21 protein-coding genes are annotated in these 24507 nt (G+C 69.5%); 14 read left to right on the top strand and 7 right to left on the bottom strand.

Annotated elements, in window-relative coordinates:
- Positions 1 to 94: 94 nt before the first annotated feature.
- The 3 genes from AC16DP_RS11180 to AC16DP_RS11170 are packed head-to-tail and all read left to right on the top strand — an operon-like array spanning position 95 to position 1650.
- A complete protein-coding gene (locus AC16DP_RS11180) occupies positions 95 to 802 on the top strand; it encodes a DUF6249 domain-containing protein (RefSeq protein ID WP_329729994.1) in 708 nt (235 codons plus the stop codon).
- A gap of 12 nt (positions 803 to 814) precedes the next feature.
- Positions 815 to 1363 carry an RNA polymerase sigma factor gene (locus tag AC16DP_RS11175; protein WP_329729993.1) on the top strand — a complete coding sequence of 183 codons (549 nt, stop codon included), beginning with the start codon at positions 815 to 817 and terminating at the stop codon, positions 1361 to 1363.
- Complete coding sequence (locus AC16DP_RS11170) at positions 1360 to 1650, top strand: hypothetical protein (RefSeq protein ID WP_329729992.1); 291 nt, start codon at positions 1360 to 1362, stop codon at positions 1648 to 1650. Before AC16DP_RS11175 ends, AC16DP_RS11170 begins: the two co-directional genes overlap by 4 nt.
- 16 nt (positions 1651 to 1666) lie before the next feature.
- On the opposite strand, the gene AC16DP_RS11165 is transcribed toward AC16DP_RS11170, so the two are convergent.
- Together AC16DP_RS11165 and AC16DP_RS11160 are read right to left on the bottom strand one after the other, a co-directional pair.
- Complete coding sequence (locus tag AC16DP_RS11165; protein ID WP_329729991.1) at positions 1667 to 2206, bottom strand: peroxiredoxin family protein; 540 nt, start codon at positions 2204 to 2206, stop codon at positions 1667 to 1669.
- A 90-nt stretch (positions 2207 to 2296) separates the two neighbouring features.
- Positions 2297 to 3295, bottom strand: a complete 999-nt coding sequence (locus AC16DP_RS11160; RefSeq protein WP_329729990.1) for a LysR family transcriptional regulator — start codon at positions 3293 to 3295, stop codon at positions 2297 to 2299.
- 214 nt (positions 3296 to 3509) lie between these two features.
- On the opposite strand from AC16DP_RS11160, the gene AC16DP_RS11155 reads away from it, so the two are divergent.
- Together AC16DP_RS11155 and AC16DP_RS11150 are read left to right on the top strand one after the other, a co-directional pair.
- A complete protein-coding gene (locus AC16DP_RS11155; RefSeq protein WP_329729989.1) occupies positions 3510 to 4205 on the top strand; it encodes an isochorismatase family protein in 696 nt (231 codons plus the stop codon).
- 44 nt (positions 4206 to 4249) lie between these two features.
- A complete protein-coding gene (locus tag AC16DP_RS11150) occupies positions 4250 to 5251 on the top strand; it encodes a hypothetical protein (RefSeq protein WP_329729988.1) in 1002 nt (333 codons plus the stop codon).
- A gap of 23 nt (positions 5252 to 5274) precedes the next feature.
- Here AC16DP_RS11150 and AC16DP_RS11145 read toward each other — a convergent pair whose 3' ends face one another.
- Together AC16DP_RS11145 and AC16DP_RS11140 are read right to left on the bottom strand one after the other, a co-directional pair.
- Positions 5275 to 6813, bottom strand: a complete 1539-nt coding sequence (locus AC16DP_RS11145; RefSeq protein ID WP_329729987.1) for a Ca2+-dependent phosphoinositide-specific phospholipase C — start codon at positions 6811 to 6813, stop codon at positions 5275 to 5277.
- A 150-nt stretch (positions 6814 to 6963) separates the two neighbouring features.
- Entirely contained in the window at positions 6964 to 7761 is a 798-nt protein-coding gene (locus AC16DP_RS11140; protein WP_329729986.1) for a carbonic anhydrase, read from the bottom strand.
- Between the two features lie 138 nt (positions 7762 to 7899).
- Here AC16DP_RS11140 and nhaR point away from each other — a divergent pair, with 138 nt between their 5' ends.
- On the top strand, positions 7900 to 8814 hold the full coding sequence (nhaR, locus tag AC16DP_RS11135) for a transcriptional activator NhaR (RefSeq protein WP_329729985.1): 915 nt from the start codon (positions 7900 to 7902) through the stop codon (positions 8812 to 8814).
- A gap of 560 nt (positions 8815 to 9374) precedes the next feature.
- Entirely contained in the window at positions 9375 to 9833 is a 459-nt protein-coding gene (locus AC16DP_RS11130; RefSeq protein WP_329729984.1) for an Imm26 family immunity protein, read from the top strand.
- A 30-nt stretch (positions 9834 to 9863) separates the two neighbouring features.
- Here the strand turns inward: AC16DP_RS11130 and AC16DP_RS11125 are convergent, their stop codons facing one another.
- Positions 9864 to 11042, bottom strand: a complete 1179-nt coding sequence (locus tag AC16DP_RS11125; RefSeq protein ID WP_329729983.1) for a heparin lyase I family protein — start codon at positions 11040 to 11042, stop codon at positions 9864 to 9866.
- A gap of 432 nt (positions 11043 to 11474) precedes the next feature.
- Positions 11475 to 12512 (bottom strand): acyl-CoA desaturase, encoded by a 1038-nt coding sequence (locus tag AC16DP_RS11120; protein ID WP_329729982.1) that lies wholly within the window; start codon positions 12510 to 12512, stop codon positions 11475 to 11477.
- Positions 12513 to 12825: 313 nt separating this feature from the next.
- Between AC16DP_RS11120 and AC16DP_RS11115 the strand changes: the two genes are divergently transcribed.
- From AC16DP_RS11115 to AC16DP_RS11105, 3 genes are all read left to right on the top strand, one after another.
- The gene (locus AC16DP_RS11115; RefSeq protein WP_329729981.1) at positions 12826 to 14886 is read left to right on the top strand and encodes a S46 family peptidase; all 2061 of its coding nucleotides are present in this window, start codon (positions 12826 to 12828) and stop codon (positions 14884 to 14886) included.
- A gap of 212 nt (positions 14887 to 15098) precedes the next feature.
- The gene (locus tag AC16DP_RS11110; protein ID WP_329729980.1) at positions 15099 to 16514 is read left to right on the top strand and encodes a hypothetical protein; all 1416 of its coding nucleotides are present in this window, start codon (positions 15099 to 15101) and stop codon (positions 16512 to 16514) included.
- Between the two features lie 65 nt (positions 16515 to 16579).
- Positions 16580 to 17893, top strand: coding sequence for a M18 family aminopeptidase (locus AC16DP_RS11105; protein ID WP_329729979.1), 1314 nt, complete (start codon positions 16580 to 16582; stop codon positions 17891 to 17893).
- Position 17894: 1 nt separating this feature from the next.
- On the opposite strand, the gene AC16DP_RS11100 is transcribed toward AC16DP_RS11105, so the two are convergent.
- Positions 17895 to 18575: a Crp/Fnr family transcriptional regulator gene (locus AC16DP_RS11100; protein ID WP_329729978.1), complete on the bottom strand. Its 681-nt coding sequence runs from the start codon at positions 18573 to 18575 to the stop codon at positions 17895 to 17897.
- Positions 18576 to 18881: 306 nt separating this feature from the next.
- Between AC16DP_RS11100 and AC16DP_RS11095 the strand changes: the two genes are divergently transcribed.
- From AC16DP_RS11095 to AC16DP_RS11080, 4 genes are all read left to right on the top strand, one after another.
- Positions 18882 to 20762, top strand: a complete 1881-nt coding sequence (locus AC16DP_RS11095) for a protein kinase domain-containing protein (protein WP_329729977.1) — start codon at positions 18882 to 18884, stop codon at positions 20760 to 20762.
- Between the two features lie 31 nt (positions 20763 to 20793).
- Entirely contained in the window at positions 20794 to 22404 is a 1611-nt protein-coding gene (locus AC16DP_RS11090; protein ID WP_329729976.1) for an adenylate/guanylate cyclase domain-containing protein, read from the top strand.
- 115 nt (positions 22405 to 22519) lie between these two features.
- On the top strand, positions 22520 to 23761 hold the full coding sequence (locus AC16DP_RS11085) for a cyclic nucleotide-binding domain-containing protein (protein ID WP_329729975.1): 1242 nt from the start codon (positions 22520 to 22522) through the stop codon (positions 23759 to 23761).
- A 162-nt stretch (positions 23762 to 23923) separates the two neighbouring features.
- Positions 23924 to 24507: protein kinase domain-containing protein (locus tag AC16DP_RS11080; protein WP_483956699.1), on the top strand; the 584-nt coding region annotated here is incomplete at its 3' end.

The raw sequence follows: 24507 nt of genomic DNA, 5'->3' as shown, positions 1-24507 counted from the left end.
CCACAGGCCGGCACCCGGAAAAAAACACGGGGTGAATCCAAGAAATCGGATCCGGGAGTCCTAACGCCCGTAAAACCGACGGAAGGACTCCCTCATGAAGACCTCGTTGCTCACCGTGTGCCTCCTGGCCACCCTCGCGGGCGGGCGGGCCCTGTCCGCCCCCATGCCCGGGACGCCTGCTGCCCCGCCCGCTCCTCCCACGGGTTCCACCGTGAAGGCCCCGCTGCCTCCGGAGCTGCAGGCCCAGCGCGAGCAGCTGGAGGCCCGCCAGCGCGAGCTCGATGCCGAGCGGCAGGCGCTGGAGTCCGACATCCAGCAGATCGAGGCGGAAGCGAAGCGGCTCGACCCGGATGGGCGGCTCTCCTCCCAGCAGCTCTATGATCTCCTCCAGGAGCGCGAGGCGCGGCGGCGGAACGACTTCGATCCCACCACCGCCATCGTCAGCATGTCCTTCTTCGGCAGCATGCTGACGGGCTTCCTGGCGTTCCTGGTGGCCGGCTACCGCAGGGCGCGCCAGCTCCACGAGACGGTGCGGCTGATGGTGGAGAAGGGGGCGGAGATTCCCCAGGGGCTGCTCGCGCCGGTTCCGCGCCGCAAGCCCTCGGACTTGCGCCGGGGCATCATCCTGTCCACCTCCGGGCTGGGACTGGCCATCTTCCTGGGCGCCCTGCCGGACATGCCGGGGGCCTGGGGGGCGGGGGTGACGCTCCTGCTCATCGGCGTGGGACACATGATTGTCTGGCGTCTGCAGCAGGGACGGGGTGCGGTGGCGGCCGCGCTCTCGACGGAGCCCCAGCACTAGTCCTCCTGCCCCATGGCCTCCCTTCCCGAAGCCCCCTCGGACGCCGAGCTCATCACCCGGGTGCTCGTGCGTGACGACCGGCGCGCCTTTGGCGAGCTGGTGGCACGGCACCAGTCCGCGGTGCGCGGGCTGCTGCGCCGGCTGACGGGGGGAGACGTGGCGCAGGCGGATGATCTGGCGCAGGAGACCTTCCTGCGCGCCTACCGGGGGCTGCGGGGGTACCGGGGCGGAGCGAAGTTCTCCTCCTGGCTCTACCGCATCGCCTGCAACGTCTTCTTCAGCCGGGACCGGGGCAGCCGCGATGCGCCCCTGGAGCCTCCCGCCCTGGAGGCCGGGAGCACGGAGCTGGCCCTGCCGGACCGGGTCCTGGAGCGGCACGATCTGGAGAAGGCGCTCGCCCTGCTCAAGCCCCGCGAGCGGGCCGCGCTCGTCCTCACCTACGCCAACGAGCTGACCCACGAGGAGGCGGCGGTCGTCCTCGACTGCCCCGTGGGGACGCTGAAGACCCATGTCGCGCGCGCGAAGGAGAAGCTGCGCCGGCAACTCGAGGAGGTCCCATGAACGTCCGCGATGACGAGGCCTGGCTGGACACGCTGCTCCAGCGGCAACTGCCCTCGGGCTCCTCCGACGACGGCTTCCGGGCACGGCTCCTCGAGCGCCTGCCCCCGCCCCCGCGGCCCGCGCGGCGCGTGTTCGGCCTCGGCCTCACGTGGCTGGTGGGCGCCCTCGTCCTGCTGCTGCCCTCGGGAGAAGGCACGGGGGTGTTCGCCTCGGACGCGGGCAGCCTGCTCGTCCCATGCTGTCTGGGGACGGCATTGCTCTGGTACCTCGTGGACAGCCTGAGGTGAGCGGAGCGGGAAGGGCCTACAGCCACATCCGCCAGAGCAGTCCGAGCCGGGTGGTGTAGCCGACGGCCGCCCGCTCGAGCCGGCCCTCGGGGGAGACGAAGAAGGTGGTGGGGAACTGCTCGACGCCGTAGGCCCGCCGCAGCTCCTCGCTTCCCAGCAGCACGGGGTAGTCCACCGCGTGCTCACGGGTGAAGCGGCGCACGTCCTCCTCGTCCTCGTAGGCCACCGCGACGGACAGCACGTGCGCGGAGCCGCCCACCAGGCCCTGGAGCGCGGAGAGGGTGGAGGACTCGGCCTCGCACACCCCGCACCAGGGAGCCCAGAAGGCGAGCACCACCGGCTTGCCCTGGAGCTCGGACAGGCGCACCCGCGAGCCGGAGAGGGTGCGCAGGGTGAAGTCCGGCGCGGGGGCGCCCGTGGGGAGATGGCGCGTCTGCCAGGCCATCACCGCCACGAAGACGAGCCCCACCAGCGCGACGTCCATCACCTGGCGCACCCACCAGCGCTCGCGCGCCCGGTGCCAGAGGTCCTTCACCTGTTCCCACGTCCTTCTCATGGGGCGCATCTTACGAGGTACGCGGCGAGGAGCGGCGGGTCACGGGTTGCTCCCTCCTCCTGGCTTGGACGAACCGCCGGCCCGAGGCGGTCACGTGGGCTTCCCCGCCATGGCAACCAGAGGGGAGGAGACCTCCGCCACCTTGCGCCCCGGACCCGGGAGCAGCGGGGCGTGCAGCGTCCCGGGGTGTGACTGGAGGTGCTCCGTGAGCAGCTGGAGGAAGGCCCGCACCTTGGGCGGGGGCCGCCGGTTGCTCGGGTAGAGCGCGTGGACGTTGAAGCTGGGAGGGAGGTAGCCGGTGAGGAGCTCGACGAGCCGGCCGGCGGCCACGTCCCGGGCCACCACGGGCTGCGGGAAGCGGCCCAGGCCCAGGCCGTCGAGCACGGCGCGGTACGCCAGGGGGAAGTGGTTGACGCGCAGGCGCGTGGTCACCGGAACCTGGAGCAGCCGCCCCTTCGGTCCGGCGAAGGGCCAGAGCACCGGCGAGCCCGCCTCGGTGATGCCGACACAGACGTGCTCGCGCAGCTCGCGAGGCGTGCGGGGCGTGCCGTGCTCACGCAGATAGGACGGGCTCGCGCAGTACGCCACGCGCGCGGAGCCGAGGGTCCGGACGCGCAGGGAGGAGTCGGCGAGCGGCCCCGCGCGCAGGCTGAGGTCGAAGCCCCCGGTCATCACGTCGGTGCGTGCCCAGGAGGTGAGGACCTCCACCTCCACCTCCGGGTAGCGCGACAGGTAGGGGCTCAGCAGCGCCGGCAACAGGAGCTCGGCCAGCAGCGGCTCCGTGCTCACGCGCAACGTTCCCCGGGGGACGTCGCGCTCGTTGCGCAGCTCCTCCTCCGCGGCATGCGCCTCGGCGGCGATCCGGGTGCAGCGGGCATGGTAGCGCTCGCCCGCGTCGGTGAGGCGCAGGTGCCGGGTGGTGCGCTGCAGCAGCTCCAGCCCGAGCCGTTCCTCCAGGGCGCTCACCCGGCGGCTCACCGTGGACTTGCGCACGCCCAGCTGCCGGGCGGCGATGGTGAAGCTGCCGGTCTCCACCACGGCCAGGAACACCATCATGTCGTCCAGCCCGAGTGTGGATGAGCGGTCCATGGGGCTCCCCTTCGCGTGTACGCCGGGTTGTGCCACAGGTGTCCGCCTTCGTTCCACGCGGGGCGCGGCGCACGGGCGATTCGGCACATGCGCGTAACAGACTGTTCCGCCACTGGTGGTTTCGTCGTTGTCCGCTTCCCTGCATCTTGGGCGGGCCTTCAACGGGGGCGCCTCTCCGGGGCGCTCCTCCCATTGCCCCACGAGGAATAACACGATGCGTCATCTGTCCTTGCTCGCGCTCACGGCCCTGGTGCTCGTCAGCGTCCCCACCCAGGCCCAGAGCCGCAACGCCAACCTGGAGTCGCTCACCGCGGACAACTCCGTCATCCTCTACGTCGACTACCTGAGCGGATTGGACGACTACCTCACCACGGTGCCCGGCAAGCAGTTCCGCAACAACGTCACCGCCTTCCTCAAGCTGCACTCCATCTACAAGAAGGTGCCCGTGGCGGTGCTCGGCGACGAGAGCGCGTATGCCGGCAGGTTCTACCCCGAGGTGCGTCAGTACGCCGGGGACGCGAAGTACTTCAACCGCACCACCCCCACCGGCCTCACCCCCGAGGTGGCCGCGTGGCTGAAGAAGACCGGCCGCAAGAAGGTCATCATCGGCGGCATCTCCATCGACAACTGCACCCTGCACACCACGTTGGATCTGCTGCGCGCCGGCTATGACGTGCACGTGGTGGCGGATGTCTCCAGCACCAACAACACGCTGTCCGAGGAGACGGCCCTCACCCGGCTGTCCAGGGCTGGCGCTGTCCTCACCTCCTGGGTGACGGTCTCCACCGAGCTGCTCAAGGACTGGAACTCCCCCGAGGGCAAGGAGCTGATGAAGCTCATGGGCGCCCACCTGAAGTCCAGCACCGTGGGCGAGCCGTCCGATCCCAGCGCCGACATGAGCGTGCAGTAGAACCCTGGCACCTCGCGCGGTGCCCCATGCGGGAGGAATCGACGATGAAGCGCCATGTGCCCGGGGCGAGGCTCGCCTCCCTCCTCACCCTGACCGTGTCGTGTCTGGCCACACCGGCCCTCGCGCAGCAGCCGTCCGCCACGGGCGAGGAGCCGCGAGGCTGGCGGGGAGGGGTGACGTGGGGGGCCACCCTCAACCTCATCCAGAGTGGCGACGTGGTGGGCCAGGCGGATGCCTTCACGGTGCTGGTGGGCACGTCCCTGGCCGGCCAGGCCACCTACGTGCGAGGCCCGCACGCGCTGAGCAACTCGCTCCAGCTCGAGCTGGCGTGGGCGCGGACGCCCGCGGCCGCCGAGCTCGTCAAGAGCAACGACGTGCTGCGCGCCGAGAGCCTCTACGCGTACCGCGTGCTGGACTGGACGGGGCCGTACGCGCAGTGGGGGCTGCTCACCCACCTGCTGCCCGCGGAGGACGTGCGCCCCGTCGAGCTGCCCTACCGGATAGAGCGGCGGGACGGCACCGTCGAGCGGCTCGTCCAGAGCCGGCTGCGCCTGTCGCCGGGGCTGAGCCCGCTGACGCTGGAGGAGTCCGCGGGGTGGTCCGTCCGGCCCGTGGGCTCGCCCGGGCTCACGTGGGACGTGCGGCTGGGCGCGGGGGCGCGCCAGACGCTGCTGCGCGAGGGGACCCTCGTCATGCTCGAGCGCGAGGACACCCCCGAGGTGGATGCCCTCGAGGTGGGCCCCGTGTTCCAGGCGGGCCTGGCGCTGGCCACCCGGATGAGGGGAGGGCTGGAGGAGGGGCGCCTCGGCTACGAGCTGGGCGCCTCGGCGTTGCTGCCGCTCGTCAGCAACGGGGCGGCCGGGCTCACGCCCCTGGAGCGGGTGCGGCTCGTGCTCGATGCCCGGGCGAACGTGGGCATCCTGAGCTGGCTGACGTTGAGCTACCAGCTGCTCGTGGTCCACGACCGCGAGTTCGTCCGCGCCGTGCAGACCCAGAACAACCTGCTGCTGCGCTTCCAGTACTCCCTCGGCAACCAGGAGCGGTAGGGCTCGGCGTCCTCCGCACGTGCTCAGAACACCCCGTCGAAGAGCCGCCAGCCGCTCACGCCGCCGCCCACGGCCACCTTGGAGGGGAAGGACGCCTGGCGGTAGAGCGTCGAGCCCCGCTTCACGTTGCCGAAGAGCAGTTTCACCGGGCCGCTGCCGTGCGAGCTGGCCGCCAGCCCCTGGTGGCCCAGCAGCCCGGAGTAGCACCTGCTGCCGATCAACTTCCACGTCGAGGCGTTCTGCGAGCCGTACCCCCACGCGCACGTCTGCGTCCCGTCGTACTGCACCGTGAGACGCAGGAACGTGACGCTCTCCTGGTCCACGGTGTCCGCCGCGACGATGTCCACCTCGGCCGAGGACGTGGAGCCTCCCGTGCTCGTGCGGTACTGGAGACGCGGCTTCTGGCTGTCCGCCGGGCGGCACACCGCGAAGTAGCGCGCATTGGCCGCGGTGCTCTCGCGCACCATGAGGCACCCCTTGGCCCACTCGTCCACGTGGCTGTTGGGCGTGTCCACCGCCGCCGTCCAGGTGGTCGTCGTCACCGCGCCGTTGTACTCGGAGGCGAACAGGAAGCTGTCGCTGCTCCCCCAGATGTCCCCGGAGCTCACCTCGGCGCCGATGACGTCCACGGCCTCCTGGTAACCGCCGCACGGCCAGGACGCGATGCACCCGAAGGGCCACCCCAGGCCGTTGTGCGTCACCGCCCACGTGTCCTGGTGGTAGTTCACCTTGTCCGTGGCGATGTGGTTCGCGCTCGCCGACACCGCCCGGCTCCAGGACGCCGAGTCGTTCACGCCCCACACGCGGCTGATGAAGCCCGCCGGGTACACGCTGGAGGCCAGGGTGGCGTTGGCGTTCTCCAGGTTGAAGAACACCGCGTAGCTCCTCGAGCCGATGGCCGGCGCGCTGGTGAGGTCGGGCGCGATGAAGGCCACGCGGCTGGTGGCGGTGGAGCCGTTGGACACGTAGGTGTTGAGCTTGCTGGTGGACGAGGACACGTCTCCGCCAGTGAGGGCGATGATGAAGCGGCCCTCGAGCGCCGAGGTGGAGGGCCAGCCACAGCCCCCCGTCACGGCGGCTTGCAGGCTGGTGGCACCCGGGCAGGCCGCCATCACGTCCGAGGGCTTGAAGAGCCAGGACGCGGGCAGGTGCGCGGTGATGCGGTTGTCCAGGTCCTGGGGCATGCGGCCGGACTCGAAGCCGTCCTTGAGGTCCACCCAGAGCGTCACCACCTCATGGTTGGGATTGGCGAGGTGGAAGGCGCGCAGCTCGTCCAGGCAGTCGGAGAGCCGGTGGCAGGTGGTGCCGTTGTCGATGATGTCCGTATGGTAGACGAACCAGTTGCCCGTCACCTTGGACCAGCCGCTCTTGCCATTGTGGATGTCGAGCTCGAGCGAGCGGACGCGGTGGTACACGAGTTGATCGAGCAGGGCCTCGGCGCGCTGATAGGAGTTGTGCGAGGACTTCTGGCGCACCTCGTTGTAGGCGGGCTGGGCCACCGCGGCTGGCGCGAGCGCGAGCAGCAGCAGCGCGGGGAGGACGAAGGGGGTGGGGGTCTTCATGGGGAGGCACTTCCAGAACGAGAGAGTTGCTTCCCGGTTCAGTCACAGGGCCGGGAGCGTGCATACTACCCGCCCTGTGACTTCCACCCAGAGAGAGGTGGGTGGAACGAGCCCGGATTCCAACGCCGGGCTCGAGGCCCACGCCGCTGCCTACAGCAGATCCAGGTGCTTGAGGATGACGCGCCCGTTGACCGGCTGCAGGGGCCGGGCGGAGGGGTTGAGCTGCGGCAGTTGCTGGTAGGCGGCGATCTGCGCGTCCGACATCTCGATGGGCGTGCGCATCACGTACCAACGGATGCCCTCGGTGCACGGGGGCGTGGTGAGCGAGCCCGGGTACATGAAGTGCGTGCGGTTGCGGGGCAGCAGGTTCTCGGCGTTGATGACCGCGCCGAGCGGCTGGCTCACGTCACCCTTGTTCTGCGGCAGGTTGCGGAAGGCGGTGGCCAGCGCCTGGTTCTCCGCGCCCCGCTTGATGAACATGCCCACCACCACCGCCGGCGCGCCGCTGGCATCCACATGCACCAGGTGCAGCTCCAGCGGGTAGCTCACCGCGTCCAGCGTGTGCTCGCTGGGGGTGTGGAAGTGGAACTGCGCGAGCCGGTAGTTCGTGCCCAGCGAGCGGATGGTGCTGCCCGGCTCGTAGGTGAACTCCACCGTGGAGCCCGTGTTGCGCATGTTCACCGGGGTGAATTGGTAGGAGAAGGACGGGGCGGAGAGATCCAACGGCAGGGTGGTCAGGCTCCACAGGGGGATGGGGGTCTGCTGTTGTCCCGTCGAGCACAGCCCGTTGCCGGGCAGCTCCCCCCACCGCTCCGGGCCGAAGGTGCCCGTGTAGCTCCAGCCCTCGCTCTCGAGCGCCTGCGCGGACGCCGTCGTGGCCCACAACGCCAGCAGCAGGGGAGAGATGCCAGACAAAGACATGCGCGCGCCTTGACGATGGGTGTTCATGATGAGCCCTCCAGGCCCGAATGTGGGATGCGTTGGATTCCCCGGTTTGTGGGGTGCTCTTGATTAATCAGACGCGGCGCGCGGCCGCCACGAGGTAATCCATGGTTCTCCCATAGGGAAAACCGATATCCTCCGGCCATGCTCCGGCTGAACTACCACCACCTGCTGTACTTCTGGACCGTGGTCCGCGAGGGCAGTGTCTCCGCGGCCTCGCGCAAGCTGCGTGTCGCCCAGCCCACGGTGAGCGAGCAGCTCAAGGCGCTGGAGGAGATGCTGGAGCTGGAGCTCTTCAGGCGGGTGGGCGGCAAGCTCGTGCTCACCGAGGGCGGCGCCCACGTCTACCGGTACGCGGATGAGATCTTCATCCTGGGCCATGAACTGCAGGAGTCGTTGCGAGGGCGCTCCTCACAACGCAGGACCCGCTTGATGGTGGGCATCACGGATGCGGTGCCGAAGCTGGTGGCCTCCCGGATCCTGGCGCCGGTGTTGGGGATGAAGGAGGAGGTGCGGATGGTCTGCCACGAGAACACGCAGGAGCGGCTCCTGGCGGAGCTCGCTGCCCATTCCCTGGACGTGGTGGTGTCGGACGCGCCGGTGGCCGCGGACTCGAACGTGCGGGCCTACGATCATCTCCTGGGGGAGAGCGGGGTGACGTTGTTCGCGCGCAAGGAGCTGGCGGAGCGGCTGCGGCGGCACTTTCCCAGGTCCCTGGACGGGGTGCCCCTGCTGCTGCCCGCGGAGAACAACGGCCTGCGGCGGGCGTTGACGCAGTGGATGGCCGACGCCGGGCTCCATCCGAGGATCCGGGGAGAGTTCCAGGACAGCGCGCTGCTGAAGGCGTTCGGCCAGCTGGGCGCGGGCGTGTTTCCGGGGCCCACCTTCATCGAGCAGGAGATCCAGACGCAGTATGGCGTCGAGGTGGTGGGGCGGCTGGACGAGGTGCGCGAGCGCTTCTACGCGATCACCGTGGAGCGCAGACTGCACCACCCCGCGGTGCAGATCATCTATCGCGCGGCCCGGGAGTCGCTCTTCCCCCGCCCCGAGGGCGGCTAGCCCCCGGACATCTTGTCGTGAGCGGCTTGCTCCGGAATCGGCGATCGGCTTGCTACGGAACCGGTGATCGGCTTGGCCCGGAATCACTGATCGGCTTGCTCCGGAATCGGTGATCGCGATGGTCCGGTGCACGCAGGAGGGGCTGCAAGTCATTGGGGTGGACGAGCTGGGCTGGAGAGCCGGGCACCAGTACGTTGAACCCCAAGTCCTCCCCATGCGCACGGCTTCGGGTCCGCGCTCCTGCCCACTCGACGTACCGAAGACCCGAAAACGATGAACCCATAAGCCCTGCGTTCCAGGAGGCCCTGCTTGACAAGTTCGATGTCGGAGCGGCGGTCGAGTACGCGAGTAGATACAGTGATATTGCTTATTGGCGGATTCGTGGAAGAGAGCAGCAGTTGATGGACTCCTTTGGCGGCGCTCAGTCCGATACACAAGAGCCGTATCGGACCGAGAACATCCAGCGCGGTGTGGCGAAGGACAATCCATTGGGCTGGCTGTTCCACGACTCAGCCGTGAAGCACTGGGGTCAACTCCACCCCTACACCGGAGATTGAGAGATGGGCAGGAAGAAGCATATCCCGGGCGCATTCGTCAGGATGACGCTCGCCGACGGCTCCTTTGGTTACGGCAGACTGCTCGAATCGCCCTATGCGGCCTTCTACGATTACAGAACCACGAGCCCGGATTCCGACCTGGACAGGATTGCGTCCAGACCCCTCCTCTTCAGGATTGCTGTCCGCCACCTGGCTCTCGATGCGTGGGAGTTCATTGGGGAGAGGGCGCTCGAGGAGCACTTGACCGAACCTGTCGTTCAGTTCATGCAGGATCTGGGAGACTTCCGCCGCTGCACCATCTTCGACACCGCCGGGAAGGAGCGAGAGGCCGAGCCCGAGGAATGTGTGGGGCTCGAGCGGGCGGCGGTCTGGGAACAGGAGGGAATCGAGGAGCGCTTGCTCGATTCCCTCCTGGGGCGGCCCAATGCCGCTGAGGAGCGCCTGAAAGTACGACTGCAATAGGGCGCCTGGCTTGCTCCAGCGCCCGGTGGCTCAGAGCACGTCCGAGAGGGTGCGGCCCATGACCCACCCGTCGTGGTAGACGACGCCCGTCTGCGTGACGGTGTCGCTGCGGTACAGGCCCACCTTCAGGTAGTTGAGCATCCCGGAGAACTGGGTGGCGATGGAGCGCCTGGGCAGGACGAGCTGGCCGTTGTGGTACAGCTCGACGAAGCCGGCGGTGGCATCCGGCGACCACTTCACGTGGAAGATGAAGTCCTGCCACTGCCCGCGCACCAGCGGGGCCTTCCACACGATGACGCCGGGGTCTCCGCCGATGTTCAGGCGCATCTCCTCGCCATACACGTAGAACTCCACCGGCGGCGAGCCGCTGTTGCCCTCGTGGTGCCACTGGGCGAAGAGCTGCCACGTCTTCACGCTGGGGAAGTCCGGGGCGAACATCGTGTTGAAGCGATAGTAGTATTCCGAGCCCACCGGCTCGCGCGTCATCTTCACCAGCTCGTTGCGGTTGCCGCTGGAGTTGATGGGATCATCGCCCTGGCGCACGGTTGCCTTGAGGGCGTAGCTGCCCTGCCGCACCGGCGAGGGCACCACCTGCAGCCGGTCCGAGCTGACCATCTGCGTGCTGCTCCACTGGGTCCGGTCTCCCGTCTCGAAGTCGCCGCGCCACACCACGGTGGAGGCGGCGGGCGCCGCGCACGCGCGGGCCTCGGAGATGCTGGCCCAGTCGTTCACGCTGTTGCCGTTGACGTAGATGCGCAGGCGGCGCGCGGTGCGCGCGGCGAAGGTGTACGTCTCCGCCGCCGCCGTCGTGCCGCTGCTCGTGCCGCTGTACACCTGCGTGTAGTTCACCCCATCCGAGGACACCATCAGGGTGAAGGTGTTGGTTCGCAGGTTGCCCGAGTGCCACGCGATGGCCGCCCCCGAGATGGCCTTGTCGGAGCCCAGGTCGTAGTCGATCCACGAGCCCTTGCCGAGGTTGCTCCAGCGCGTGTCGAGCCGGTCATCCCGCGTGTTGTCCGGCACGTTGCCGTCATGGCCGGAGGCAATCGCTGACGTCGCGGTGAGGGGGACGCAGTTCTGCACGGTCAGCCCGTCGGCCGCTGTAGTGAGGGTCTCGAGTGCTTCCCCGGTGGCGGAGGTATCGGGGGCGCCGCAACCAGCACCGGCGATGAGGAACAGGGTTTCAGCCAACACGAGGAGTTTCTTCACGGATGGGTTCTCTCGATGAATGAAGACAGACAGCGGCAGGAAGAAATGACAGACCAGACTTCGGGACGCGGCCCTCCCGTCGCGCCAGACGAGGCTCATCGGCCCCGGCGCCCGGAGAGGCATGGGATGGATCGTGGCTCGGCAACTCCTGCTCGACGGCCGCCCGATGGGGCTGTCATTCGAGCGGAATCAGCATCCATCACTTTTATTTGCTGCTCAACACTGTGTCCCGATGCCTGCTCGCTGGGCAGCCAGGCGCCGCAATGGATGTCAATCCATGGGGCTGTAATTCTTCACAACGCCTCTCGGACGACAGACCGGGGACGCGTGGCGTGGAGCGCGAATCCCGCGCACTGCCGTCAGGGATTGGCGGGGAGGGGTCTCACCCCAGGGCGCGGATGAACTCCGTCGGCCGGGTGGCCATGCTGTCGTTCAGCGCTCCATCCGGGCGGCCAGGAGGGCGTCCGGAGAGGGCGCGCGCAGGTCCCAGACGAGCCCGAAGCGAGCGAGCAGGCGGAGGAGCAGGCCGCCGAGGTCCACCTGCCACCACCGGAAGTCGACACGGGCCGAGCCGGGGAAGGCGTGGTGGTTGTTGTGCCAGCCCGCGCCGAGTGTCAGCAGCGCCATCACCACGTTGTTGCGGCTGGTGTCGCGGCTGTTCAGCGAGCGGACACCCACCGTGTGGCCCACCGAGTTGATGGCGAAGGTCACCTGCTGGACGATGTAGTAGCGGACGAGGCCGCCCCAGACGAGCCCGCGCAGCGCTCCGGCCCACGAGCCGGTGACGAGGCCTCCGGCGAGGGTGGGCAGCGCGAAGCCGAGCAGCACCCAGGTGCCATAGCGCTGGTTGAGGCGCACGAGCGGCTCGTCGCGCAGCAGATCGGGGAGGGTGCGCGCGATGCGGTGGGCCTGGTCCTCCTCTCGCGAGGCCAGGAGGTCGGCGGGCGAGGCGCGGTAGCGGTCCAGGAGGCGGCCGAAGCGGCCGATGGCGGGCACCTCGAGGTACCAGAGGAACTGGGCCCAGAAGAAGCCGCGGAGCCCGCCCCAGAAGCCTCGCCGTCCGAGCAGCGGCGAGTGCAGGTCTCCCGGTTGGTCGGTATGGGCGTGGTGCGTGCGGTGCACGGCGCTCCACAGCAGGGCCGAGCCCTGTCCCGCCATGGAGCCGAGGATGAGGAAGAGGGCACTCAGGGAGCGGGTCGTCTCGAAGGTGCGGTGCGCGAAGTAGCGGTGGAAGCCGACCTCGATGCCCACCATGGTGAGCAGGTACATCCCTCCCAGCAGGCCGAGGTCCCAGGTGCTGACGCCCTCGCGCAGGAAGAGCCACACCCCCGCGCAGAAGCCGAGCAGGGGGAGTCCCTGGACGACGAAGAGGACCAGGGCCCGGCGGGCTCCACTCAGGTGCTCGGGCGTCTGGGAGGGCTCGGAGGCGGTGGGGGCGGATGCTGGGGTGAAGGAGGGCAGGGCGGACAACGGGAGTCTCCGGGGGGCTGTGCCTTCATCATCGTCCAGCCCGCCCGGTGAATCCATGCGCCCTCCGTGTGGGATCACCGGCCACCACGCGACGACTTCGCACGAGCGGGCGGAGTGTTCCCGAGAACCGCCAGCTGGAGCCGCCGTTGTCGCTGTCGTTGCGTGAGCCCGGCTCCGTCCGCTGGACGTCACCTTCCCGGCGCGAGCGTATCCGGGCGGACGGATGCGGCCGGTTCCTGTACACGAGTCTTTGACCCGGCTCCCCGGGTGGGTGAGCAATCCGGTGCGAGCCGCGCTCAAAGGAGACTCCGACATGACACGGTTGCTCCCCGTCCTCTTCCTGCTCACCGCCGGGCTCGCCCGGGCCGATGAGGGGATGTGGACCTTCAACAACTTCCCCTCCGACCTCGTGAAGGCCCGCTACGGCTTCTCCCCGAGCCAGGAATGGCTCACCCGGGTCCAGCTCTCCGTGGCGAGGATCGCCGGAGGCTGCTCGGCCAGCTTCGTGTCTCCCAACGGGCTGGTGATGACCAACCACCACTGTGTCCGCGAGTGCGTTCAGCAGCTCTCCACGCCCCAGAACGACTTCATCGTGAAGGGCTTCTCCGCCGCCTCCGCGGCCCAGGAGCGCCAGTGCCCGGCCATGGAGGTCAACACGCTGCTGAAGATCACCGACGTCACCAGCGAGTTGACGAAGGCCACCCAGGGCAAGGAGGGCGCGGCCTTCCGCGACGCGCAGCGGGCGGAGATCGCCCGCCTGGAGAAGGCATGCGCCACCGCTCCGGACGTCCGCTGTGACGTGGTGACGCTCTACCAGGGCGGCATGTACAACCTCTACCAGTACCAGCGCTTCCAGGACGTGCGGCTGGTATTCGCCCCCGAGGAGGCCATCGCCTTCTTCGGCGGGGACCCGGACAACTTCGAGTTCCCCCGCTACGACTACGACGTGTCCTTCGTGCGCGTGTACCAGGACGGCAAGCCGGCGAAGGTGGACCACTGGCTCCGCTGGTCCGCGAAGGGCGCGCAGCCGGGCGAGCTGACCTTCGTGGCCGGCAACCCCGGGGGCACCTCGCGCCTGCTGACGGTGGAGCAGCTCCTCTACCAGCGCGACTACGCCCTGCCCGAGCGCCTCTTCCAGATCGCCCAGCTGCGCGGACTGCTCGACGAGTTCCAGCAGCGCGGCCCCGAGTACTCCCGCATCTCCAGCAACCTCAAGCTCGGCCTCGAGAACGCCTACAAGTCGCTGGTGGGCCGGCGCGAGGCGCTCGTGGACCGGGACTTCTTCGGCAAGAAGGCCGCCGAGGAGCAGAAGCTGCGCGAGTGGGTGAAGGCGGACCCCGAGCGGCAGAAGCGCTATGGCCAGGCGTGGGACCCCATTGCCCGGGCCACGGACACGCTGCGCTCCATGCGCATCCGGCTGCGGCTGCTGGAGCAGGGCGCTGGCTCGGGCTCGGAGCTCTTCGCCTTCGCGCGCCTGCTCGCCCGCTCGGCCGACGAGCTGCCCAGACCCAACGAGCAGCGGCTGGAGGAGTTCGCCGAGGCGCGCAAGCCGGAGCTGGAGCAGCAGCTCTTCAGCCCCGCTCCCGTCTACCCCAAGCTGGAGGAGGCGCTGCTCACCTTCTACCTGACGAAGCTGCGCGAGCAGCTCGGGCCGGATGAGCCGGTGGTGAAACAGGTGCTGGGCAAGCAGTCCCCCCAGGCCCTCGCGCGCAAGGTGGTCTCCGGCTCCCGGCTCGCCAGTCCCCAGGTGCGCCGCCAGCTCTACCAGGGCGGCCCGGAGGCCATCCGTGCCTCCAAGGATCCCATGCTGGAGCTCGTCCGCGCCCTGGATGGCGAGGCCCGCGCCGTCCGCGAGCGCTTCGAGGAGGAGGTGGAGTCCGTCATCGATCAGAACGGGGAGCTCATCGCCCGGGCCCGCTTCGAGGCCTACGGCACCGGCACCTACCCGGATGCCACCTTCACGCTCCGTCTGTCCTTCGGGCAGGTGAAGGGATACTCGGCGGAGGGGAAGACGGTGGAGCCGCTCACCCGGCTCGCCGGCCTCTACGAGCGCGCCACGGGCGAGGATCCCTTCCGCCTGCCCCCCAGCTGGCTCCAGGCGAAGCCCCGCGTGGACCTCCAGACGCCGTTCAACTTCGTGAGCAGCAACGACATCATCGGGGGCAACTCGGGCTCGCCCATCTTCAACAAGGACGCGGAGATCGTCGGCGTCGTCTTCGACGGCAACCGGCAGTCCCTGGGCGGCGAGTACGGCTTCGACGAGGCCACCAACCGCACCGTGTCCGTCCACGGCGAGGGCATCCTCGAGGGGCTGCGCAAGGTCTACAACGCCCGCCGGCTGCTGGAGGAATTGGGGCAGGGTGGGGGCGGGTAGGACAGGCCATGGGAGGAATGGATGCGAGCGGCCCACGAAGGGGCAGGACAACGGGAACCGGTATTTCGTGTCATTCTTCGACCAGCCGAGCGAGGCCGGCTTCCACGGCGTCTTCTCCGTGGGGGCTGTCTCAGCCTCGCCTCCGGCGGTGCGTCCGGGCAGTGCGCGGGCCATCGATTCCAAGTGAGCGGGAACCCAGGAGGAAGTACTGAATGAGAAGGATGGCCTTCGGTTGTCTGCTGTTGCTGGCCGCGCTGGCGGGCTGTTCCGGGCGCTTCGTGGATTTCGCCCCGGAGGAGGAGGCCATCTACGAGTATCCGCTCGACGAGGTGTGGCCGCAGGTCCGCACGTACTTCTCGTCCCGGGGCTTCGTCTACCGTGAGGTCCCGGGCGGGGCCCAGCTGGAGACGGAGTGGCGCGAGGAGTTCATGAGCTCGCGGATCGCCGGCTACTGGCACCGCTACATGGTCATCGCGAAGCCCGAGGGCTCCAACCGCTGCAAGCTGATCATCACCCGCGAGTCGCGCAGCATGAACAAGGCGCTGCAGGCCCCGGGCGCCGAGCTGGTGTGGGGCGTGGACTCGCGCTCCGAGGACAACCCGCTGGGCGTGGGCAGCGATGTGGCGCGGCAGATGGCGATGCAGACCGTCAATGGCGACAACGCCGTCCTCGGCGAGTCCCAGCAGACCGCGCGCGACATGGTGCTGGAGTGGAAGGTGTTCAAGAGCATCGCCCCGGCGCTCCAGAAGGACGCGAAGAAGTCCAGCGAGAGCCCCGACGTGGTGGTGACGAAGGAGGCCGACATCGAGTGCGGCGTGCCCGTGCTGGGGCTGGGCAAGCTGGCGCGGGCCGGCAACGTGGTGCTGCTGGGCGAGCTGCATGGCACGCAGCAGGTGCCGCACTTCCTCGCGCAGAGCGCCTGCCAGGTGGCCACCCAGGGCATCCCCGTGACGGTGGGCCTGGAGATTCCGGCCGTGTACCAGGAGCGGCTGGAGACCTTCGTGGCCAGCGCCGGCACTGAGCAGGACTGGGCGAAGCTGATGGAGATCCCCTTCTGGCGCAGCCCCTACCCGGACGGCCGCAACAGCGAGGGCGTGGTCTACCTCATCGAGGCCCTGCGCAAGCTGCGCCGCCAGGGGCTGGACGTGAGGGTCTTCTCCTTCGATCATCCCGCGCTGCAGGGTGACGCGCGCGAGGAGGCCATGGCGGCGACGGTGCAGGACGTGGCCGGCAGGTCGAAGAAGCGGGCGCTGCTGGTGCTGAGCGCCAACCTCCACCCGCGCCAGGTCAAGGGCCTGCCCGGGGCTCCGGACTACCGCCCCATGGGCCTGCGCCTGGCGGAGCAGTTCCCCCACGTCTACTCCCTGGACATCGCCTACGACAGCGGCACGGCGTGGATCTGCGCCATGACCCGGCAGCAGCAGCTGGACTGCGGGGTGACGCGCACCAAGGGCGAGGACAACGGCGACCGCTACTTCGTGCAGCTCTTCGGCGGCAAGAACCGCCATGGCTACCACGGCTTCTACTACGTGGGCGCGGTGTCGGCCTCGTTGCCGGCCGTGTACCAGGGCGCGGAGCCCGCGGGCAGCCAGCAGGCCACCGTACCCGGCTCGGCGGCCCCCCACTAACCGCTACCCGGCAGGGCCTCGCCTTTCCTGTGGCGGGGCCCGGCGGCGGCGCTAGCCTGGAGGGGATGACTCCCTCCGATACCGACGCCGCCGCCCATGACCTGTTGGCCTTCATCGACGCCTCGCCCACGCCCTACCACGCGGTGCGCGAGACGATCCGCCGCCTGACCGCCCAGGGGTACCGCGCCCTCGATGAGCGCGAGCCCTGGGACCTGAAACCCGGGGAGAAGGTGTACGTCACCCGGGGTGACACCAGCATCGCCGCCTTCCACCTCGGCACCGTGCCGGTGGACCGCGCCGGCTTCCGCCTGGTGGGTGCCCATACCGACTCGCCCAACCTGCGCCTCAAGCCCAATGCCCTCGTGCAGCGCTCCGGCTTCCACCAGCTGGGCGTGGAGGTGTACGGCGGCGTCCTCTTCAGCACCTGGATGGACCGGGACCTGTCGCTCGCCGGCCGCGTGGTGAGCGCGAAGGACGGCCGCCTCACGCACCACCTGGTGGACTTCCGCCGCCCCCTGCTGCGCATCCCCAACCTCGCCATCCACCTCAACCGCTCCGTCAACACCGACGGCCTCAAGCTCAACGCCCAGGAGCACCTGGTGCCGGTGCTCGCCCTGGAGCGCTCGGGCACGGTGGACCTCAAGGGCATGCTCTCCGCGGAGCTGGCCCGGAGCGGCGCCCAGGTGGAGCCGGCGGACATCCTCGGCTTCGACCTGTGCCTCTATGATCTGCAGCCCTCCACCCGCTCCGGCGCCTTTGGCGAGTTCCTCCACGCGCCGCGCCTGGACAACCTGGCCAGCAGCCACGCCGGCCTGTCCGCGCTGCTCTCCATGAGCGGGCCGCGCGAGGCCACCTGCGGCGTCATCCTGTACGACCACGAGGAGTGCGGCAGCGTCAGTGCCCAGGGCGCCGCGTCTCCCTTCCTGAAGGACCTGCTCGAGCGCATCACCCTGGCGCACTCGGACGGGCGGGGGGACTCGCTGCACCGCGCCATCCAGCGCTCCTACCTGGTGTCCGCGGACATGGCGCACGCGCTGCACCCCAACTACGCCTCCATGCACGAGCCCAGACACGCGCCCGTGCTGGGCGGCGGCCCCGTCATCAAGTCCAACGTCAACCAGTCCTACGCCACCGACGGAGAGACAGCGGCCTGGTTCGCCCTCTGCTGCCGCGAGGCGGGCGTGACGCCGCAGAACTTCGTCACCCGCACGGACCTGGGCTGTGGCAGCACCATCGGCCCCATCTCCGCCGGCGAGCTGGGCATGCGCACCGTGGACGTGGGCAACCCCATGATGTCCATGCACTCCATCCGCGAGCTGGCCGCCGCGGCGGACGTGGCGGCGATGATCTCCGTGCTGCGCCAGTGCTACGTGCGCTGACTCACTCCACGTTCAGCCGCAGGTTGTCGGGCTCCAACAGGGTGATGCGCCCCTCCTCGTAGGACAGCAGTCCCTCGCGAGCGTAGAAGCGCAGCCACCGGTTGGTGCTCTCCCGGGTGAGCCCGGCCAGGTTGGCCAGCTCCGTCTGGGTGAGCCGGGGGGTGATGGACACCCCCTCGCTCCCGGGCTCTCCCCGCCGCTGCGCCAGGTCCAACAGCACGCGCGCCAGCCGGGCGCGTGCATCCAGGAAGCTGGCGTCGTGGACCGTCTGCGTGACGCGCCGCACCAGCCGGCTCAGCTCGGCCAGCAGCGTGGGCACCACCTGGGGGCGCTCTTCCAGGAATTTCTGGAAGTCCTTGCGGTTCAAGGCCAGCAGCGCCGTCTCCTCGCGCGCCACCGCGTCCGTCGAGCGGGGCGCCTCGTCCAGCAGCGCCAGCTCGCCAAAGGCATCTCCCCGCCGCAGCAGGGCCAGGGCGACCTCCCGCCCATCCGCCGAGCTGAGGCGGATGGTCACCTCGCCCTTGCGGATGATGTAGAGGTCCGTCCCCACATCGCCCTGGTGGAAGATGATCTCCCCCCGCTCGTAGCGGCGTGGCTGAAGGCTGGCGGAGAGCCGCTCCAGGTCGTCGGACCCGAGCGACGAGAAGAGAGGAACCTGGGAGAGGAGCTCCGAATAGGACATGGCTCGCTGCTTTCCTGGTGGAACCTGCCCACCCGGAAGTCATCTTGCACGGAGCCACGCGGCCGGGCCAGGGTCGAGCGACGCCCTGCACGCTTCCTTGTCCAGACCCGCTCATCTTCGCGCGGGATTCGCGCCAGGGGTGCATCCCGGGCCGCACGACGCATCCCCGGTCCTTGTGCGATGATGCTTCTCGAATGTGGAGAATGGGGACTGGCACTCCCGGCCCCCCGAGGTGGATCGAGGATTATGTCGGGACGCAGGATTGGCGGCAGGTATGTCTTGGAGCGCAGGGTCGCTGGCGGTGGCATGGGTGCCATCTGGGTGGCGCTCGACGCCCAGCTGCAGCGGCGGGTGGCGCTCAAGTTGATGGCGCCCGAGCGCATCACCTCCTCCTCGGCGCGCCACCAGTTCGAGCAGGAAGCCAAGGCGGTCGCGCAGCTGCGCAACCCGCATGTGGTGCAGATCCACGACTACGGCGTGGACGGGGACACGCCCTTCATCGTGATGGAGCTGCTCGAGGGGGAGGATCTCGAGACGAGCCTGGAGCGGCAGGGCCGGCTGTCGCCCGCCGTGGTCTCCTCGCTGCTCAATCAGATTGCCCGGGCGCTGTCTTCCGCGCATGCCTGTGGCGTCATCCACAGGGATCTCAAGCCGGCGAACCTCTTCCTGGCCCGCGTGGACAGCGCCGAGGTGGTGAAGGTGCTCGACTTCGGGCTGGCGCGGTGGGACGCCGGCGGCGCGGCCGTCTCGGAGCAGCCGGGCCGGGTGATGGGCACCCCGCGCTACATGAGCCCCGAGCAGATGCGGGGCGAGGCCGGGGTGGACTCCCGCACGGATGTCTGGTCGCTGGGCGTGGTGGCCTACCGGGCGCTCACCGGCCGCTTCCCCTTCGCCGCGGATGCGCTCGGAGAGCTGGGCCGCGGCGGCACCCTCCCGTTCTCCGAGCCGCCGTCCACCCTGGTGCCCGAGCTGGGCCAGGGCGTGGATGTCTTCTTCTCGCGCGCCCTGGACGCGGACCCCACGCGCCGCTTCCAGTCCGCGCGGGAGCTGGCCGCGGCCTTCGCCTCGCTGGTGGAGGCCAGCCGCCCCTCGCGCGCCTCGAAGATATTGGTCATCGATGACGAGCCGGACGTGGAGCTGCTGATGCGGCAGCGCTTCCGCAAGCTCATCCGGGACAAGGTCTACGAGTTCATCTTCGCCAGCGATGGCGAGGACGCGCTGGAGAAGCTGCGCCAGCACCCGGATACGGATGTCGTGCTGTCCGACATCAACATGCCGAGGATGGACGGGCTCACCTTCCTGGCCCGGGTGGGCGAGGTGAATCCGCTCGTCAAGGTCATCATGGTCTCCGCCTACAGCGACATGAGCAACATCCGCGTGGCGATGAACCGCGGGGCCTTCGACTTCCTCGTCAAGCCCATCGACTTCCAGGACCTGGAGGCCACGCTCGTCAAGGCGCTGAAGCACGTGAAGGAGTTCCGCCAGATGGTGCGCTCGGCGGAGGAGAACCAGCTGCTGCGGATGTTCGTGCACGGCGGCGTGCTCGAGCGGGCCACCCCGCTGATGCGCGGCCCGGACATGCTGGAAGGCGAGCGGGTGGAGGCCACGGTGGCCTTCCTGGACCTGGAGGACTTCACGCCGGTGGTGCGCCAGGAGCAGCCCGAGGCGGCCGTGCGCCGGTTGAACGCGAACTTCGAGGTCATCGTCCCGGAGCTGCTCTCGCGGGGCGGGGTGGTGGACAAGTTCGTCGGGGACTCGGTGATGGCGGTGTTCCGGGGCCAGGGGCACCTGGGCCGGGCCCTGGAGGCCTGTCTGGCGGCCCGCCAGCAGCTGCGCGCCATGGCCTTCCGTTCCGGGGACGCCTCTCCGTATGCCCATGGCCTGTGCATCGGCCTGGACTCGGGCGAGCTGCTCTGCGGCAGCATCGGCGCCAGGGGCCTGGGCCGGCTGGACTACACGGTGCTCGGGGAGCCGGTGAATACCGCGGCCTGGCTGGCCCAGCAGGCCGGAAAGGATCAGCTCCTCATCGGGGCCCATCTCCTGCCGCGGGTGGAGACGGGCTTCGATTGCCTGGGCGTGGGAACGAGGAACCTGCCCGGCCGCGGCTCGGAGCTGGGTGTCCATGAGGTCGTGGCCCGCAGGGAGCAGCGGGTCTCCAGCGCGGATCGGACCGTCTCCATCGGCTAGCCCCCGCCTCGGGCTCGGGTGTTAACGTCCCATGTCTATGCAGCTCATCATGAATCCGGGCCTGCTGGATGAGCAGGTGTTCGAGCTCCCCGAAGGCTCCGTGACGATCGGCCGTACGGAGGAGAGCACCATCTGCGTGCTCCACAAGAGCCTGTCGCGGCGGCATGCGCGGCTCGAGCGGGAGGGCGAGCGGATCCTCCTCGTCGACCTGAACAGCAAGAACGGGACGTTCGTCAACGAGGCCCGTGTCGAGCGCCACGAGCTGCGCAGCGGCGAGGCCTTCCGGTGTGGCGAGGTCCGCTTCAAGCTGGTGTCCTCCGCGCTCCCGCTGCCGGCGGACCTGTCACCCACGCAGGTGCAGCCGCTCCTCACGCGCTTCTCTCCCGGCTCCATGGACGAGCTGCTGGAGCGGCACTCGGAGCCCGGCGAGGGCTCGGCCCTGAAGGTGCGGCACGCCAACCGGGAGAACCGCGCCACCGACAAGCTGCAGGTGTTGCTCAAGGTGAGCCAGCTGCTGTCCTCGCCCGGCTCCATCGACGCGCTGCTGGAGCGCATCCTGGACCTCGTCTTCCAAATCATGGAGGTGGACCGGGCGGCCATCCTGCTGGTGGATGCGGCCAGTGGGCGCCTGGTTCCCCGGGTGGCCCGGACCGCGGCCGGCGAGGCCCCCTCGGGCCCGTTCTTCAGCCAGCGCATCGTCGACTACGTGCGCTCGCACAGCGTGGCGGCGCTCTTCTCCGACGCCCGGTTGGATCCCCGCCTGGATGACGCCGCCTCGGTGGTGCTGCAGTCCATCCAGGCCTCCATGTGCGCGCCGCTCAAGCCCCGGGACGAGGTGCTCGGCGTGTTGTACGTGGACAACCTCTCGCGGCCCAACGGCTTCAGCGAGGAGGACCTGGAGTTCCTCACCGCCTTCGCCAACCAGGCGGCCATCGCGCTCGACAACTCGCTCCTCTCCAAGCGGCTCGAGGAGGAGGCGGTGCTGCGCAACGTCTACCTGCGCTTCTTCCCCCCGGCCACCCTCAAGAAGCTGCAGATGGCCCGGGGCGGCCCGCTGGAGACCATCGAGACGGAGGTGACGGTCCTCTTCTCGGACATCAGTGGCTTCACCGCGCTGTCCTCCACTCTGGAGCCCCGGCAGGTGGTGGATCTGCTCAACGACTACTTCCCGGTGATGGCGGACATCGTCTTCCGGCACGAGGGGACGTTGGAGAAGTACATCGGCGACGCGCTGATGGCGGTGTGGGGCGCGCCGTTCTCCCACCCGGACGACGCGGACCGGGCGGTGCGCGCCGCGGTGGAGATGCAGCGGGCACTGGCCGAGCTCAACGCGCGCTGGCGGGCCCAGGGCCGGCCCGAGCTGAACATCCACGTGGGCCTGAACACGGGCCGGGTGGCGGCCGGGAACATCGGCTCCGAGCAGTACGTGCAGTACGCCACCATTGGAGACGCCACCAACGTGGCCAGCCGGGTGTGCTCCGCCGCCAAGGACGGGGAGATCTGCATGAACGAGACGACCTTCGAGCGCTGGCTCGCGAGGGAGTGGCCCGTGCAGCAGCTGCCTCCCGTCCAGGTGAAGGGCAAGGAGAAGGCGCTGACGCTCTACCGGTTGGAGTGGCGCGATTTCTCGATGACGTTGTGACGGACCTCACTCCCGGCGTGTTGACCGCGTCACTTCCGGGTCAGGGGCTCCGTGAGAGAAGGGAGATGTTCGCGGGCCTGGAAGGAGCCGCGGAGTTCATCCAGGGAGTCACGCCATGGTCGAGAATCTTCGGGAGCACAAGGACAAGGCCGCCCAACTCTTCGCGGAGGGGAGGCTGGAGGAGGCGCTCGCCGAGTACCGGTTCGTGGCGGGGGTGGCTCCGGAGGACCTGGCGAGCCGCCAGAAGGTGGCGGAGGTGCTGCAGCGGCTGAACCGCAAGCAGGAGGCCATCGAGGCCTACGCGGGGGTGGCCGGTGAGTGGGCGAAGCAGGGCTGGCTGCTGCGCGCCATCGCGCTGTGCAAGGTCATCCTGCAGATCGACCCGAGGCATGGGCGGACGCAGCGGATGCTGGCGGAGCTGTACGCGCGGCGCATGGAGCAGCCGGCGCGGATGATCCACACGGTGCCGGTGGCGGTGGCGCCCGAGCCGTCCAAGGCGGCGCAACCCGAGGCGCTGGCGGCGCTGCCGCGCATTCCGATCTTCTCGCAGCTGGGCCAGGAGTCCTTCGTGGCGCTGCTGGAGGGGTTGGAGCTGAAGACCTTCGAGGCGGGGGTGGCCATCGTCACGGAGGGGGAGGCGGGCACGTCCATGTTCGCCATCGTGGAAGGGCGGGTGGACGTGGTGCGGCAGTTGGAGGGGGGCCAGCGGCGCAAGGTGGCCGCCATGGGGGAGGGGGACTTCTTCGGGGAGATGGCGCTGCTGTCCAAGAGTCCCCGGCTGGCGAGCGTGGTGGCGGCCGAGCGCACGGTGGTGTTGGAGCTGACGCGGGCGATGGTGGCGCGGCTGGTGCAGCGGGACGCGTCGGTGGGGCGGGTGCTGCGCTCCTTCCACCAGGAGCGGCTGCTGGCCAACGTGCTGCGCGGCAACAAGCTCTTCGCCACGCTCACGCCCAAGCAGCGCGAGGCCGCGGCCCAGTCCTTCCAGATGGAGACGCAGCCGGCGGGCAGGACGCTGCTCAACCAGGGCCAGCGGGGCGAGGCCCTGTACCTGGTCCTCCGGGGCCGGTGCCGGGTGACGCACCGCCACCCGGATGGGAAGGACAGCCCGTACCCGATGCTGCGCGAGGGCGACGTGTTCGGCGAGCTGTCCATGATGCTGGGCCTGCCGGCCACCGCCAGCGTGCGCACGGACTCGCCCTGCACGCTGCTGCGGCTGGACCGGGAGTCCTTCGAGAAGCACATCCTCGTGCAGCCCGGGGTGCGCGAGGCGCTCTCGCGGCTGAGCACCGAGCGCCTCCAGCGCACCGCGCTGCTCGTCTCCGGACAGGAGCCGCTCGAGGGCGACTCGCGCGTCTGAGTGCTGTCAGCCGTACACCACTCGTTGACGTCAATGAGTGGTGTGGGTGGGTGTGTGATGATCGTTGACGTCAACGAGTGAAGCGAGGCGAGGCGCGCCAGGCGTCCCGTGCCTTGGGGGCCGCTCAACCTGCTACGTTGAGTCCTCCGAGGTAGGCCCCGCGTGTCCACACATCCGCCATCCCCCAGCCCCGAGCACCCCATTCTCCGCGGCGCAGTGGCCGCCCTGCTTCCGCCCGATGACACGCCGCCGCTGCCGGTGGGCACCCGGATTGGTGGGGACGTGGTGGAGGGGGTGCTGGGGCGTGGCGGCTTCGCCACGGTGTACCGGGTGCGCAGCCAGAGCGGCTACGTGTCCGCCCTCAAGGTGCTGCCCCTGGACCAGGGCCCCGAGCGGGCCGAGCGCGCCTGGCGGGAGATGGCGCTGGGCGCGCGCCTGAACCACCCCAACCTCGTGCGTCAGCTGGGCGCGGGGCAGTGGCCCCTGGAGAACCCGCGCTACCTGTGGGTGAAGCTGGAGCTGGTGGAGGGCCCCACCCTGGACACGTGGGGACTGGCGCCCGGGCGCACGCTGGGCGAGGTGATGGACCGGGCGCTGGAGGTGGCGCGTGGCCTGGCGGTGTCGCACGAGGCGGGCGTCATCCACCGCGACGTGAAGGAGGCCAACATCCTGGTGAGCCAGGAGACGGGCGAGGCGGTGCTGGTGGACTTCGGGGTGGGCTGGCACCCGGCCTGCCCCACGCTGAC

This window comes from Archangium sp. (assembly GCF_057119385.1).
The sequence above is the reverse complement of the archived record's forward strand: the minus strand, read 5'-3'. Positions and strand labels throughout refer to the sequence as shown.

Excerpts from the sequence above, each read along its gene's own strand:
- AC16DP_RS11175 (WP_329729993.1), top strand. The coding sequence starts at position 815 with ATGGCCTCCCTTCCCGAAGCCCCCTCGGACGCCGAGCTCATCACCCGG.
- nhaR (WP_329729985.1), top strand. The coding sequence starts at position 7,900 with ATGCTCCGGCTGAACTACCACCACCTGCTGTACTTCTGGACCGTGGTC.
- AC16DP_RS11100 (WP_329729978.1), bottom strand. The coding sequence starts at position 18,575 with ATGTCCTATTCGGAGCTCCTCTCCCAGGTTCCTCTCTTCTCGTCGCTC.
- AC16DP_RS11130 (WP_329729984.1), top strand. The coding sequence starts at position 9,375 with ATGGGCAGGAAGAAGCATATCCCGGGCGCATTCGTCAGGATGACGCTC.
- AC16DP_RS11085 (WP_329729975.1), top strand. The coding sequence starts at position 22,520 with ATGGTCGAGAATCTTCGGGAGCACAAGGACAAGGCCGCCCAACTCTTC.
- AC16DP_RS11155 (WP_329729989.1), top strand. The coding sequence starts at position 3,510 with ATGCGTCATCTGTCCTTGCTCGCGCTCACGGCCCTGGTGCTCGTCAGC.
- AC16DP_RS11095 (WP_329729977.1), top strand. The coding sequence starts at position 18,882 with ATGGGTGCCATCTGGGTGGCGCTCGACGCCCAGCTGCAGCGGCGGGTG.
- AC16DP_RS11090 (WP_329729976.1), top strand. The coding sequence starts at position 20,794 with ATGTCTATGCAGCTCATCATGAATCCGGGCCTGCTGGATGAGCAGGTG.
- AC16DP_RS11105 (WP_329729979.1), top strand. The coding sequence starts at position 16,580 with ATGACTCCCTCCGATACCGACGCCGCCGCCCATGACCTGTTGGCCTTC.
- AC16DP_RS11165 (WP_329729991.1), bottom strand. The coding sequence starts at position 2,206 with ATGAGAAGGACGTGGGAACAGGTGAAGGACCTCTGGCACCGGGCGCGC.
- AC16DP_RS11170 (WP_329729992.1), top strand. The coding sequence starts at position 1,360 with ATGAACGTCCGCGATGACGAGGCCTGGCTGGACACGCTGCTCCAGCGG.
- AC16DP_RS11180 (WP_329729994.1), top strand. The coding sequence starts at position 95 with ATGAAGACCTCGTTGCTCACCGTGTGCCTCCTGGCCACCCTCGCGGGC.
- AC16DP_RS11160 (WP_329729990.1), bottom strand. The coding sequence starts at position 3,295 with ATGGACCGCTCATCCACACTCGGGCTGGACGACATGATGGTGTTCCTG.
- AC16DP_RS11140 (WP_329729986.1), bottom strand. The coding sequence starts at position 7,761 with ATGAACACCCATCGTCAAGGCGCGCGCATGTCTTTGTCTGGCATCTCT.
- AC16DP_RS11115 (WP_329729981.1), top strand. The coding sequence starts at position 12,826 with ATGACACGGTTGCTCCCCGTCCTCTTCCTGCTCACCGCCGGGCTCGCC.
- AC16DP_RS11110 (WP_329729980.1), top strand. The coding sequence starts at position 15,099 with ATGAGAAGGATGGCCTTCGGTTGTCTGCTGTTGCTGGCCGCGCTGGCG.
- AC16DP_RS11145 (WP_329729987.1), bottom strand. The coding sequence starts at position 6,813 with ATGAAGACCCCCACCCCCTTCGTCCTCCCCGCGCTGCTGCTGCTCGCG.
- AC16DP_RS11150 (WP_329729988.1), top strand. The coding sequence starts at position 4,250 with ATGAAGCGCCATGTGCCCGGGGCGAGGCTCGCCTCCCTCCTCACCCTG.